A 12,255-nucleotide genomic window follows, 5' to 3' on the forward strand; every position below is an offset into this window, starting at 1 on the left:
CAAGGTGACGAAGCGTCAGCCTATCATGCGCCGGGCGCGGCGAGAATGGATTTGGCCGGTCAGGTCTCCGGGTGCCGGGCGTTCCAGGCGGCGGCGTACTCCGTGCAGAGCCGGTCGAGTTCGGCGCGGTCGGTGACGCCGGCCGGGCGTCCGCGCGAGGGCGAAGCCTGCTGGAACGGCACTGAGCGCTGATGCGCGACGCGCCAGAGCCGGCGCAACTCCTTGAGCGGGTCGGCATGGTCGTCGACGCGGATATCGATGCTCGGCACCGGCTCGCCGGCCCAGATGCGGATCGCGGCGGATTGCTTGCCGCGCTTGTCGCCGCCGGCCTTCTCGCCGGCCTCCAGCGCGACCAGCAGACGTTCGTCGAAATCGAGCGCGGAGGCGGCGATATAGGCCTTCAGCGTCTCCTGCACGACCTCGGGTCCGCTCAGCATATTGCCGGCGACGGAGACCTGGGGGCCGTCGACGGCGCCACACCAGTCGATGCAGGCAGCGCCGGTATGCGAGGCGATCTTGCCGTCGCGGTCGATGACATGGAGCTGGCGATGGGCGCGGCCTTCGTCGGCCGCGGTCAGCGTCGCGATGATCTCGACCGCCGAGCGCCCTTCCTGCAGCAGCCTGAGGCCGTCGATCCCGTAGAGCGGATTGACGAAAGCCTGCGTTGCGATCGCGCCGATGCGCCCGCCGCCATAGGGCACGCGGGCGCCGACGGCGAAGGCGCAGGTCGAGACGGCGACGCCATAGGCGCCGGTCGCGGCGTCGCGGGCGACGATGGACCAGGTCATGCGGTTATCCTTCAGCGGCCGGCGGCATAGGCCTGCATCAGACGCGGCGTCGCGGCGGCGCGCAAGAGGCCGTCATCGCCGCGCTCTGCCGCAGTGAGCCGCCCGACAGTCCAGGCCGGAGCCTTCTCGACGGCATGGCCGCGGCGTTCCAGCTCGGCCAGCGCGGCGGCGCCGATGCTCTCCTCGATCATCATATGGCCCGGCCGTGAGCTGCGCGGGTAGAACGAGGACGGGAAGTGCTGCGTGTGGAACAGCGGCAGGTCGATCGCTTCCTGCAGGTTGAGGCCGTGATGGACCCGGCGCAGGAACAGGCCGAGCTGCCACTGCTCCTGCTGGTCTCCGCCCGGCGTGCCGAAGGCGAGGCGGGGTTTGCCGTGCTCGAACGCGATCGAGGGCGTCAGCGTCGTGCGCGGCCGCTTGCCCGGCGCCAGCGAGGAGGGCAGGCCCTCTTCCAGCCAGAACATCTGGGCGCGGGAATTGAGCGGGAAGCCGAGCTCCGGGATGACCGGCGAAGATTGCAGCCAGCCGCCCGAGGGCGTCGCCGCGATCATGTTGCCCCATTTGTCGATGACGTCGATATGGACGGTATCGCCCTTGCGTCCGGCCGCAACCATCGAAGCCATGGTCGGCTCGCCGACGCTGGCGCCGCCCTGGGTCGGCTGGGCGATCGCGCCGAGCGCCTTCATCGCATGCGCGACCTGCGCCTCGTAGCCGGAGACGACGCCCGGCCGCAGCTCCAGCGAGGCGCGCTCGCCGATCAGCCCGCGCCGCCCGGCCGCGTAGTCCTCGGAGAGCAACGTCGCGAGCGGCACCTTCACGAAATCCGGGTCGCCGTAATAGGCCTCGCGATCCGCGAAGGCGAGCTTCATCGCCTCGACGACATGGTGGACGAATTCAGGGCTGGCCGGGCCCATCCCGGCGAGATCGATGCCTTCGAGGATCTTCAGCGTTTGCAGGAAGGCCGGACCCTGGCCCCACGGGCCGATCTTGAAGACCTCCCAGTCGTGATAGGTCACGGAGGTCGGCGTCTCGTAGGTCGGCTTGTAGTTCGCCATGTCCTGCGCGGTGAGCAGGCCCTTGTTGCGGCGGCCGGAGGAATCCATCACCTCCTGCGTGCGGCAGAAGCGGTCCATCGCCTCGGCCACGAAGCCCTTGTACCAGGCGTCATAGGCGCCCTGGATCTGCTCCTGGCGGTCGCCGCCCTTGGCTTCCGCCTCGGCGAGGATGCGCTTGTAGGTCTCGGCCGCCGCCTTGTTGGCGAAGAGCTTGCGTGCCTCCGGCACGTTGCCGCTGGGCAGATAGACGTCGCCCGAGGTCGACCACTCGTTGCTGAAGAGATCGGTCAATTCCCGTATCGAATCCGAGACGCGCGGCAGCATCGGATGGCCGTTCTCGAAATAGCCGATCGCGGGTTCGAGGACATCGCGCAACTTCAGCCGGCCATGGTCGCGCAGCAGCGTCATCCAGCCGCCGAAGGCGCCGGGGATGACGGTCGCGAGCAGGCCGGAGCCGGGGATCAGGTCGAGGCCGAGCGCCTTGTAGGCGGCTATGGTCGCCGCCTGTGGGGCAGGCCCCTGCGCGCAGAGCGTCTCCACCTTCCCGGTCTCGGCCGAATAGAACACGGCGGGCATGTCGCCGGCCGGGCCGACGAGATGCGGCTCCACCACCTGCAGCACGAAGGCGGCGGCGGCGCAGGCGTCGAAGGCGTTGCCGCCCTTTTCCAGCATCGCCATGCCCGATGCGGTCGCGAGCCAGTGCGTCGAGGTGACGACGCCGAAAGTGCCGAGGATTTCGGGGCGGGTGGTGAACATGGGCGTATCCCTGAAGCCTAGTTTTCTTTCGGGTCGAGCGCGTCGCGCAGGCCGTCGCCGAGCAGGTTGAAGCCGAGCACGGCGAGGAAGATGCAGATGCCCGGCGCCACCGACATCCACGGCGCCTGCTCCATGAAGTTCTTGGCGACGTTTAGCATCTGTCCCCAGGACGGCGCCGGGGGCTGCTGGCCGAGGCCGAGGAAGGAGAGGGCGGCTTCGAGGATGATCGCCTGCGCCATGAACAATGTCGACTGCACCACGATGGGGGACAGGGTGTTGGGCAGCACATGGCGGAACATCAATCGAAGGTCGCGCGCGCCGACGGCCCGCGCGCCCTCGACGAAATCCTCCGCCTTCACGCTCATCACCTGGCCGCGGATCAGCCGGATGAAGATCGGCACCGCCGATAATCCGATCGCGATCATCGCGTTGGTCAGGGACGGCCCGAGCACGGCGGCGAAGGCGATGGCGAGGATCAGGAAGGGGCAGGCGAGCAGCGCCTCGGTGACGCGCGAGATCACGATGTCGATCCAGCCGCCATACCATCCCGCCAGCAGGCCGAAGGGCAGGCCGATCGCCACCGCGATCAGCACCGAGACGATGCCGGCAAGCAGCGAGGCCTGCGCCCCGTAGAACAGCCGCGAGACCTGGTCGCGGCCGAGCTCGTCCGTGCCGAACCAGTAGAGCTCGGACGGCGGCTTGCGGATGGCGAGGAAGTTGGACTTGAACGGGTCGGCCAGTGGCAGGACCGGCGCCAGAATGGCCATCAGCACGAAGACCAGCACGATGCTGCCGCCGATCAGCGCGGATTTGTTGCGGATCAGCCGCGCCAGCACGCCGGGGCGCGCCTTGACCCCGCTCGCGGCGCCTGTCGAGGAGATCGAATCGAGCGATGCCATCAGCCGGCCCTCAGGCGCGGATTGACGACGACATAGAGGATATCGGCGATGAGGTTCATCAGGATGAAGCCGATGGCCGTGCACAGCACCACGCCCTGCACCACGCCATAGTCGCGGTTGAACACGGCATCGACGATGAGCTTGCCGAAGCCGGGGATGGTGAAGACCTGCTCGGTCAGCACCGCCCCGGCCAGCAATTCGCCGAAGAGCAGTGTTGTCAGCGTGATGATCGGCATCAGTGCGTTGCGCAGCGCATGACGATTGACGACCGCATCCTCGTCGAGCCCCTTGGCGCGGGCGGTGCGGACATAGTCCGAGCGCAGCACCTCCAGCATCGCCGAGCGCGTATGGCGCATCAGGAAGGCGGCAAGGCCGTTGCCCAGAACGAAGGCCGGCATGATCAGCCGCTTGATTGCCTCCCAGGGGTGCTCGAAGATCGACTCATAGCCCGAGGCCGGTAGCCATTTCAGGTGCACCGAGACCAGCAGGATCAGCATGATCCCGAACCAGAAATTCGGGATCGACAGCCCCGACAATGCGACCGCGCTGGCGGAGTAGTCGACGATCGTGCCCTTGCGCCGCGCCGCCAGGATGCCGATCGGGATACCGATACAGATCGCGACCAGGATCGAGGCGGTGGCGAGCTGGATCGTGACCGGCAGCTTCTGCAGGATCAGGTTCAGCACCGGCTCGCCGGTCCGCAGCGAGCGGCCGAAATCGCCCTGCACGACCTGTCCGAGCCAGGCGAAGAACTGGACGAAGATCGGATCGTCCATCCGGTAGATCTCGCGCAAACGCGCGATCACCTCGGGGTCGCGTTCCTCGCCTGCGATCACGAGGAAGGGGTCGCCCGGCAGCGCGCGCTGCAGGGCGAAGACGAAGAGCGATACCAGGAACAGCGTCGGGATCGCGATCAGGATGCGGCGGAGGATCAAGGTGAACATGATGCGCTCGAACCTGCTCCGTCATCCCGGATGCAGCGAAGCGGAACTCCGGGATCCATCGTCGGGAACTGCGCTCTACGATGGATCCCGGGCCGACCTTCGGCCGCCTGGGATGACGGCGCGGTTGTGAAGCCGAAAGCTCCCCTCACGACCGCTTCATGCCGGCCAGCCGGATGATCCCGTCGGGATTGATCGCGAAGCCCTGCAGCGTGGAGCGCATCGCGAAGAACACCGTCTGGTTATAGAGATAGACGATCGGCAGCTCGTCCTGCAGAATCTTCTGCGCGGCGTCGTAGCGCTTCTTGCGCTCGGCCGGCTCGTAGATCGTGCGGGCTTCGTCGAGCAGCTTGTCGACCTCCGCATTGGCGTATTTGCCGTCGTTCTGGTTGCCCTTCGAATGCGCGAAGGGATGGATGTTGCCGTCCGGGTCGATGCGGCCGGACCATCCGACGCGGCTCATCTGGAACTTGCCCTGCTGCTGGTCGCGCAGCTGGCTGGCGAACTCCGTCGAGCGGATCTGGATATCGATGCCGGCTTCCTGCGCCATCGCCTGGATCACCTGCCCGAGTTGGGCGTCGACCGGGTTGTTGGTGACGAAGAGCTCGACCGAGACCTTTGATTGCCCGGCTTCCTTGAGCAGGGCCTTGGCCTTGGCGAGGTCGCGGGCCGGCACCGGAAGATCGGCGCTGACGTAGAAATTGCCGGGATTGAACGGCTGGTTCGAGGGCGCATAGAGCCCTTCGAACACGACCTGGCTCAGCACCTTGCGGTCGATCGACAGCGAGAGTGCCTGGCGCACGCGCTTATCCTTGGCCATCGGCTGGTTGGCCGCTTCGCCATTGTTGGTGTTGATGGTGATGCCCTGGTAGCCGAGATTGGCGATGCTCTCGACCTTCAGCAACTTGTCCGACTGGGCCGATTTCACGTCGGTCGGCGCCAACCGCTCGAGCATGTCGAGTTCGCCCGAGCGCAGATTGGCGAGGCGGACCGTCGTGTCGGGGATCGAGCGGTAGAGCACGCGGTCGAAATTGTATTTGTCGGCCTCCCAGTGCTCCTTGAACTTCTCCAGCACGATCCGGTCGTTCTGGACGCGCTCGACGAATTTATAGGGGCCGGAGCAGACCGGCTTGGCCGCGACATCGCCCGAAAGCGTCTTGGGCGAGAGCATCATCCCGGCGCGGTCTGTGAGTTGCGAGAGCAGCGTGGCGTCCGGGCGCTTCAGCTTGATCACCAGCGTTGTGGCGTCCGGCGCTTCGATGGTGTCGACTGAGGCGAGCTCGGCCTTGCGCAGCGAGTCGGGCAGGGTGCGAGCCCGCTCCAGATTGGCCTTGGCGGCCTCGGCGTTGAAGGCCTCGCCATCGTGGAACTTGGCATCGCTGCGCAGCTTCATCGTCAGCGTCAGCCCATCAGCGGAGAAGTCCCACTCCGTCGCCAGCCGCGGCACCAGCTTCAGCTCGGGCGTGATGTCGACCAGCCGGTCGCACAGCCCCATGAAGACGATGCGGCCGACGAAGGTGCGCGCCTTGTGCGGGTCGAGCATGTCGGGGTCTTCCTGCAGGCCGATCCGCAGGGTGGATGGCGCTTGGGCCAGGGCCGGCAACGTCGCGAGCGCGAGTGCGGCAGCCGAGATCGCAACCTTCAACAGCTTCATGTTTTTCCCCTCGTTTCGGACGTTTTCGGCGAACGTTCCCGCCGCGTCATCAGCGGGTCGTCCTGCTCAATTCGTTCCTTGTGGCACTAATCTGACTCAGATCGCAGCCGCCGTCGATGATGCGCCGCATCAATTCGCAGGCAGGCTTGCCTGCCGCTTGGGCAGAGACTGCTTTGGTCCAAGCCGGGGTTCCATGTTCGGGGCGGACATGCACGATGCGGGGATGATGGTCGCCACGCGTTTTGGCAGTCGCTAGAACGGCGATCGATAAGGCAAGGCCCGTGTGGGCAGGGGAGATCGAGCATGCTGCTGGGCGTGATCGCCGACGACATGACGGGCGCGACCGATGTCGCGCTGATGCTGAACCGGGCAGGCATGCGCACCGTCCAGGTCATCGGCGTGCCCCCGGTCGGCTCTACCCTGCCGGAGGCCGATGCGGTCGTCGTCGCGCTGAAATCGCGGACCAACCCGGTCACCGAGGCCGTCGCGGATTCGCTCGCCGCCTGCGAGGCATTGCTGAAGGGCGGCGCGCGCCAGATCCTGTTCAAGTACTGCTCGACCTTCGATTCGACGGCGGAGGGCAATATCGGGCCGGTGGCCAATGCGCTCGCGGAGCGCCTGAATTCGAAACTCGCCATCGTCTGCCCGGCTTTCCCGGCGAATGGCCGCTCGATCTATCAGGGCTATCTCTTCGTCGGCGCGGTGCCGCTGCATGAAAGCTCGATGAAGGACCACCCGCTGACGCCGATGCGGGATTCAAGCCTGATGCGGCTGATGTCGGCGCAGGCGAAGACCGAGACCGGCCTCGTCGACTATGCCACCGTGCTCGCCGGCCCCGCAGCGGTGAAGGCGCGCCTCGCCAAGCTCGAGGCCGATGGCATCCGCTATGCCGTCACCGACGCGCTGACCAACGAGGACCTGATGACGCTCGGCCACGCCGTGTCCGAGCATGTCCTGCTGACCGGCGGTTCGGGCATCGCGATGGGGCTGCCGCAGAATTTCCGCCGCGCCGGCCTCCTGCCGGAGCATCCCGGTCCGCAGGACCTGAAGGCGCCGGCCGGCCGCGGCGGCATCATCTCCGGCAGCTGCTCGACAGCAACGCGCGGCCAGATCAAGGCGGCGCTGGAAGCGGGCTTTCCCGCGCTCAAGGTCGATCCCTTCGCCCTGGCAGACGGCCGTCAGGACGCCGCGGGCCTCGCCGCCTGGGCTCTGGCACAACCGGCCGATAAGCCCTTCCTCCTCTATTCCAGCGACGATCCGGCCGAGGTCGCAGCCGTGCAGGACAAGCTCGGCCGCGAGAAGGCCGGCAGCATCGTCGAGCATGCCTTTGCCGAGGTCGCGCGACGGCTCTCTGAGGGTGGCGTGACGCGGCTTCTCGTCGCGGGCGGCGAGACCTCGGGCGCGACCGTGCTGGGACTTGGCATCCGCACGCTGGAAATCGGTCCGGAGATCGATCCCGGCGTGCCCTGGACCCGCGTCGTCGACGGGCCGGAAATGGTCGTCGCGCTGAAATCCGGCAATTTCGGCACGCCGGATTTCTTCCTGAAGGCCTGGAGCCTGCTGCGCTGATGCCCGATTTGCCTGCGCTGAATCTCGTATAGGATCAGGCTGCGAACTGGGAGCCGGCGCGAACATGGCATTTCTGGGCGAACTTCTGACCAACGTAGCGGATCGTGGCCGCGCGCTGATCGGCTTCGAGCGTTTCCTCGGCAGCCGCTCGCGCCCGATCGACAAGCTCTGCGAGGACCTGCTCTCGGGTCGCGGCGAGGCCTCGGGGATGGCGCTGGCGCAGGCCGTTCTGGAAGCCTGGCAGGGGCTCGACAAGCCCGGCCGGCTCGCCTTCTTCACCATGCTGCGGGAGCGTTTTGGCCCCGACCACGAGCGGCTCGACAAGGCTATCGAAGCCTATCGCGCCAAGCCCAATCCGGCGACCGTCGCGGCCCTGCATCAGGCGTCCGAGCCCCGCCGGCAGGAACTGTTCCGTCGCCTGAACCTCGCGCCCGAGGGCACGCATGTGCTGGTGCGGATGCGCGAGGCCCTATTCGAGGCGATCGCGGCCGAGCCGGAGCTAAAGGGGATCGACGAGGATTTCCGCCATCTCTTCGGCTCCTGGTTCAATCGCGGCTTCCTCGTCCTGCGCCGCATCGACTGGCGCACCCCGGCCAACGTGCTGGAGAAGATCATCCGCTACGAGGCGGTGCACGAGATCCAGGGCTGGGACGATCTGAGACGCCGGCTGGAGCCGGCGGATCGGCGCTGCTTCGCCTTCTTCCACCCGCAGCTGGTCGACGATCCCCTGATCTTCGTCGAGGTCGCGCTGACCGGCGACATCCCCCGCAGCATCGGCGAGGTACTGGAACCGGAGCGCACGATCCTGCCGGCTCAAGCTGCGACGACGGCGGTGTTCTATTCGATCTCGAATTGCCAGGAGGGGCTGCGTGGCATCTCCTTCGGCAATTTCCTGATCAAGCAGGTGGCCGAGGACCTGAAGCGCGAATTGCCGGGGCTCGACACCTTCGTCACGCTCTCGCCGGTGCCGGGCTTCGCGCGCTGGCTGGCAGGCATCGCGGAAGAGCCCGGCGATCTCGCCCTTACCAACGAGGAGCGCACCGAATTGGCACGCCCCGCCGGCGAGACCATCTCGCTCGACGACGCCACGAAGGCGCGCCGCGACAAGCTGCTCGGCCAGATGACGGCGCAGTACATGCTGCGCGCACGCACGGCGTCCGGCCGCGTCATCGATCCGGTGGCGCGCTTCCATCTCGGCAATGGCGCGCGGTTGGAGCGCATCAATGTCGGCGGCAACCTCTCCGCGCGAGGCCTGCGCGAGTCGCATGGCGTGATGGTCAACTACCGCTATGACCTCGACGATATCGAGACCAATCACGAGGCCTTCGCCACCCGCAACACGGTGGTGGCCTCCTCCGGCGTGCGCAAGCTGCTGCGCCCTGCTACGAGCTAAAGCATCGGCCCGAAAAGTGTGACGCGGTTTTCGGACAAAGCCGATGCTCTAAGACGGAAACGCCTGAAAGGACCCGAAATCATGGGCAATCATCTCTTCGATCTGATCCGCTCGCGCATGCCGGCGCCGGACGCGCCCTTCGCGCTGCTCGATGACGGCCGGCAGCTCTCCTATGGCGACATGGTCGCGGTCTCAGCCCGCTTCGCCGCTGCGCTCGTGGGGCTCGGCGTCAAGCCGGGCGACCGCGTCGCCGTCCAGGTCGAGAAGAGCTTCGAGGCGCTGATGCTCTATCTCGGCACGGTCCGGGCCGGCGCGATCTTCCTGCCGCTCAACACCGCCTATACCCCGGCCGAGATCGAATATTTCCTCGGCGATGCCGAGCCTGCCGTCTTCGTCTGCGATCCCGCCAAGGCGGAAGCCCTGCGTCCCCATGCCGAGAAAGCCGGCGCCAAGTTGGAGACGCTCGGCATCGGAACCGGCAGCCTGCTCGACAAGGCCAATGCGGCTTCGAGCGATTTCGCCGATGTCGCGCGCGGGGCGGACGATCTCGCCGCGATCCTCTACACCTCCGGCACGACGGGCCGCTCCAAGGGCGCGATGCTCAGCCACGACAACCTGTCGTCGAATGCGCTGGCACTGGTCGATTACTGGCGCTTCACGAAGGGCGACGTGTTGCTGCATGCGCTCCCGATCTTCCACACCCACGGCCTCTTCGTCGCGACCAATGTGATCCTCTTGTCCGGCGCCTCGATGATCCTGCTGCCGAAGTTCGATCCCGAGCAGGTCTTCAAATACCTGCCCCAGGCGACCAGCATGATGGGCGTGCCGACCTTCTACGTCCGGCTGCTTCAGGATGCCCGCCTGACGAAGGAGGCGACCAGGCATATGCGCCTCTTCGTTTCCGGTTCGGCGCCGCTGCTGGCCGAGACGCATCGCGAGTGGAGCGCCCGCACCGGCCACGCCATCCTCGAGCGCTACGGCATGACCGAGACCAACATGAACACCTCGAACCCCTATGAGGGCGATCGAGTGGCGGGCACGGTCGGCTTCCCGCTGCCGGGCGTGTCGGCCCGGGTCGTCGATCCCGAGACCGGCAAGGAGCTCGCCCGCGACGAGATCGGCATGATCGAGGTCAAGGGCCCCAATGTCTTCAAGGGCTACTGGCGCAATCCGGAGAAGACAGCCGCGGAGTTTAGGGCCGACGGCTTCTTCATCACCGGCGATCTCGGCAAGATCGACCCCGCCGGCTATGTCCATATCGTCGGGCGCGGCAAGGACCTGATCATCACCGGCGGCTACAACGTCTATCCCAAGGAAGTCGAGACCGAGATCGACGAGATGCCGGGCGTGATCGAGAGCGCCGTCATCGGCGTGCCGCATCCCGATTTCGGCGAGGGCGTCACCGCGGTCGTGGTCTGCAAGCCCGGCGCCGATGTCACCGCGAAGAGCATCGCGAGAGTGCTGGAGCAGCGCCTCGCCAAGTTCAAGCAGCCCAAGCAGGTCTTCGTCGTGCCCGAGCTGCCGCGCAACACCATGGGCAAGGTCCAGAAGAACCTGCTGCGCGAGCAGTACAAGGACATCTACGCCAAGCAGCTGAAGGCGGGGGAGTAGCGGCCCGCACCGTCATTCTCGGGCGAAGCGCAGCTTCGACCCGAGAATTTCATGCAGGATGAGGCGCCTCTCTTTCCAGAGATGCTCGGCTCAAGGCCGAGCATGACGCCTGGCTGAAACGGCTCACACCAGCGCCGGCACGCCGAGCTCGATCGTCTCGCCATCGGCGGGGATGCGCAGGCGCCGCGTGTCGACGCCGCGTTCCTTCGCCGCCTTGCGCAAAGTGGTCCGGCTGACCGTGGCGTGGTCGAGCGCTTCCATATGCGTCGCGATCACTGTCGCCAGCGGGAAGGCCTCGGCGAGATCGAGCGTCTGCTCGTCATCCATCACGATCAGCGTGTCGTCCATTTCGCCCCGCAGGAATGCGTGACGATGACGTCGGGTCCCGTCGCCGTCGCGGCATCGCGCAGCGGCGGATAGAGCACGCTGTCGCCGCACCAGTAGAGCGTCGGCTCGCCCGGCGCCTCGAAGCTCAGGCCCATCACCGGCCCCATCTTCTCGACGACGGCGCCGGTGCCGTGCTGGGCCGGATGCCGCTTCAGGATGATCGGTCCCAGCCTGACATAACAGTCGATCGGGGTGATCGAGGAGAAGCCGGCCTGCGCGATCGCGGCCTCGTCGCCCGGCCGGCAGATGATCGGCAGATCCTTCGGCAGGCGCTCCTTGGCGACCTCGTCGAAATGATCGGCGTGGAGATGCGAGACGATCACGGTATCGACGCCGGCGACGATGTCCTCGATCGGCTCCGGTAGATCGACCATCGGGTTCTCCGAACGCCCGGTAAAGGAGCGGCGGCTATGGCGCGGGCCGAAATCCGGGTCGATCAGGAATGTCCTGCCGCCATAGGTGAGCTTCAGCGTCGCGTTGCGGAGAAGTTTGAGCTTCATATCCGTCGGCTCCTCATCAGGGTCGGGCATTGTTCCGCATCCCGCCACGAGGAGACCAGTTCGGATTTGTGAAGCTCTTTCCACGTTCGCGTGACGTATCACGCCGCCGCAAACTGGCCGTAGGGCACCTCCGCGCGCGCCTTGCGCAGGGCGCTTGCCCACCAATGGAGCTGCGCCAGCATCGTCGCCATCGCCTGTTCGGCGCGGTCGGCGTTGAGCAGGGCGCCCTCCGCATCGAAGCGGCTCCAGACATCGGCGAAGGCGACGCCGTCGCGGATCGGCGCCGCATGCAGCTCCCCGAAGACGAGGCGCAACTGCTCGACGGCGCGCAGGCCGCCCGAGATGCCGCCATAGGAAACGAAACCGACCGGCTTGCCGCGCCATTCGGGCCCGACCGCGTCGATCAGGAATTTCAGGATCGCCGGATAGCCGCGATTGTACTCGGGCGTCACCACGACGAAGCCGTCGGCCCAGCCGATGATGCTCCTGAGTTCTTCGAGCGCTGGGTGCTTGCCGCTGACATGGCGCGGCGGCAGGTCGATCTCGCCGGGGTCGACGACCGCGAGATCGAAGGGGCCGTCACCGGCGATCTGCGAAATCGCCCAGCCGGCAACCTTGTCGCAGAAGCGGCCCTCGCGGCTGCTGCCATAGATCAGGGCCAGCCTGATCCGCGTATCGACCTTCTGGTGCATGGAAACGCTC

At 66.7% G+C, this 12,255-nt stretch carries 11 protein-coding genes; 3 read left to right on the forward strand and 8 right to left on the reverse strand.

What is annotated here, in order from left to right; genetic code table 11:
• Positions 1 to 59: 59 nt before the first annotated feature.
• From ACFJGT_RS05355 to ACFJGT_RS05375, 5 genes are all read right to left on the reverse strand, one after another.
• Entirely contained in the window at positions 60 to 788 is a 729-nt protein-coding gene (locus tag ACFJGT_RS05355; protein WP_377846616.1) for a DUF1028 domain-containing protein, read from the reverse strand.
• An 11-nt stretch (positions 789 to 799) separates the two neighbouring features.
• The gene (locus tag ACFJGT_RS05360) at positions 800 to 2,599 is read right to left on the reverse strand and encodes a gamma-glutamyltransferase family protein (RefSeq protein WP_377846619.1); all 1,800 of its coding nucleotides are present in this window, start codon (positions 2,597 to 2,599) and stop codon (positions 800 to 802) included.
• Between the two features lie 17 nt (positions 2,600 to 2,616).
• Positions 2,617 to 3,498, reverse strand: a complete 882-nt coding sequence (locus tag ACFJGT_RS05365; protein ID WP_377846621.1) for an ABC transporter permease — start codon at positions 3,496 to 3,498, stop codon at positions 2,617 to 2,619.
• The gene (locus tag ACFJGT_RS05370; protein WP_377846624.1) at positions 3,498 to 4,442 is read right to left on the reverse strand and encodes an ABC transporter permease; all 945 of its coding nucleotides are present in this window, start codon (positions 4,440 to 4,442) and stop codon (positions 3,498 to 3,500) included. Before ACFJGT_RS05370 ends, ACFJGT_RS05365 begins: the two co-directional genes overlap by 1 nt.
• 145 nt (positions 4,443 to 4,587) lie before the next feature.
• Positions 4,588 to 6,093: an ABC transporter substrate-binding protein gene (locus ACFJGT_RS05375; protein ID WP_377846626.1), complete on the reverse strand. Its 1,506-nt coding sequence runs from the start codon at positions 6,091 to 6,093 to the stop codon at positions 4,588 to 4,590.
• Between the two features lie 303 nt (positions 6,094 to 6,396).
• Between ACFJGT_RS05375 and otnK the strand changes: the two genes are divergently transcribed.
• The 3 genes from otnK (at position 6,397) to ACFJGT_RS05390 (ending at position 10,666) form a co-directional block, all read left to right on the forward strand.
• The gene (gene otnK / locus ACFJGT_RS05380; protein ID WP_377846629.1) at positions 6,397 to 7,662 is read left to right on the forward strand and encodes a 3-oxo-tetronate kinase; all 1,266 of its coding nucleotides are present in this window, start codon (positions 6,397 to 6,399) and stop codon (positions 7,660 to 7,662) included.
• Between the two features lie 64 nt (positions 7,663 to 7,726).
• Positions 7,727 to 9,055 carry a malonyl-CoA decarboxylase gene (locus ACFJGT_RS05385; RefSeq protein WP_377846631.1) on the forward strand — a complete coding sequence of 443 codons (1,329 nt, stop codon included), beginning with the start codon at positions 7,727 to 7,729 and terminating at the stop codon, positions 9,053 to 9,055.
• 81 nt (positions 9,056 to 9,136) lie between these two features.
• The gene (locus tag ACFJGT_RS05390; RefSeq protein WP_377846633.1) at positions 9,137 to 10,666 is read left to right on the forward strand and encodes a malonyl-CoA synthase; all 1,530 of its coding nucleotides are present in this window, start codon (positions 9,137 to 9,139) and stop codon (positions 10,664 to 10,666) included.
• Positions 10,667 to 10,789: 123 nt separating this feature from the next.
• Here the strand turns inward: ACFJGT_RS05390 and ACFJGT_RS05395 are convergent, their stop codons facing one another.
• The 3 genes from ACFJGT_RS05395 to ACFJGT_RS05405 all read right to left on the reverse strand — a co-directional run bounded on the left by ACFJGT_RS05395 (position 10,790) and on the right by ACFJGT_RS05405 (position 12,245).
• Positions 10,790 to 11,014 carry a hypothetical protein gene (locus ACFJGT_RS05395; protein ID WP_377846635.1) on the reverse strand — a complete coding sequence of 75 codons (225 nt, stop codon included), beginning with the start codon at positions 11,012 to 11,014 and terminating at the stop codon, positions 10,790 to 10,792.
• On the reverse strand, positions 10,999 to 11,553 hold the full coding sequence (locus tag ACFJGT_RS05400; protein ID WP_377846637.1) for an MBL fold metallo-hydrolase: 555 nt from the start codon (positions 11,551 to 11,553) through the stop codon (positions 10,999 to 11,001). Before ACFJGT_RS05400 ends, ACFJGT_RS05395 begins: the two co-directional genes overlap by 16 nt.
• A 98-nt stretch (positions 11,554 to 11,651) precedes the next feature.
• Positions 11,652 to 12,245, reverse strand: a complete 594-nt coding sequence (locus ACFJGT_RS05405; protein ID WP_377846639.1) for an NADPH-dependent FMN reductase — start codon at positions 12,243 to 12,245, stop codon at positions 11,652 to 11,654.
• Positions 12,246 to 12,255: the final 10 nt, after the last annotated feature.

Origin of the sequence: Allobosea sp. UC22_33 (genome assembly GCF_042700715.1) — a bacterium.
Taxonomy (GTDB): Bacteria; Pseudomonadota; Alphaproteobacteria; order Rhizobiales; family Beijerinckiaceae; genus Allobosea.

Coding starts and splice junctions, on each gene's coding strand:
- ACFJGT_RS05375 (WP_377846626.1), bottom strand. CDS start 6,093: ATGAAGCTGTTGAAGGTTGCGATCTCGGCTGCCGCACTCGCGCTCGCG.
- ACFJGT_RS05385 (WP_377846631.1), top strand. CDS start 7,727: ATGGCATTTCTGGGCGAACTTCTGACCAACGTAGCGGATCGTGGCCGC.
- ACFJGT_RS05405 (WP_377846639.1), bottom strand. CDS start 12,245: ATGCACCAGAAGGTCGATACGCGGATCAGGCTGGCCCTGATCTATGGC.
- ACFJGT_RS05390 (WP_377846633.1), top strand. CDS start 9,137: ATGGGCAATCATCTCTTCGATCTGATCCGCTCGCGCATGCCGGCGCCG.
- ACFJGT_RS05395 (WP_377846635.1), bottom strand. CDS start 11,014: ATGGACGACACGCTGATCGTGATGGATGACGAGCAGACGCTCGATCTC.
- otnK (WP_377846629.1), top strand. CDS start 6,397: ATGCTGCTGGGCGTGATCGCCGACGACATGACGGGCGCGACCGATGTC.
- ACFJGT_RS05365 (WP_377846621.1), bottom strand. CDS start 3,498: ATGGCATCGCTCGATTCGATCTCCTCGACAGGCGCCGCGAGCGGGGTC.
- ACFJGT_RS05370 (WP_377846624.1), bottom strand. CDS start 4,442: ATGTTCACCTTGATCCTCCGCCGCATCCTGATCGCGATCCCGACGCTG.
- ACFJGT_RS05360 (WP_377846619.1), bottom strand. CDS start 2,599: ATGTTCACCACCCGCCCCGAAATCCTCGGCACTTTCGGCGTCGTCACC.
- ACFJGT_RS05400 (WP_377846637.1), bottom strand. CDS start 11,553: ATGAAGCTCAAACTTCTCCGCAACGCGACGCTGAAGCTCACCTATGGC.
- ACFJGT_RS05355 (WP_377846616.1), bottom strand. CDS start 788: ATGACCTGGTCCATCGTCGCCCGCGACGCCGCGACCGGCGCCTATGGC.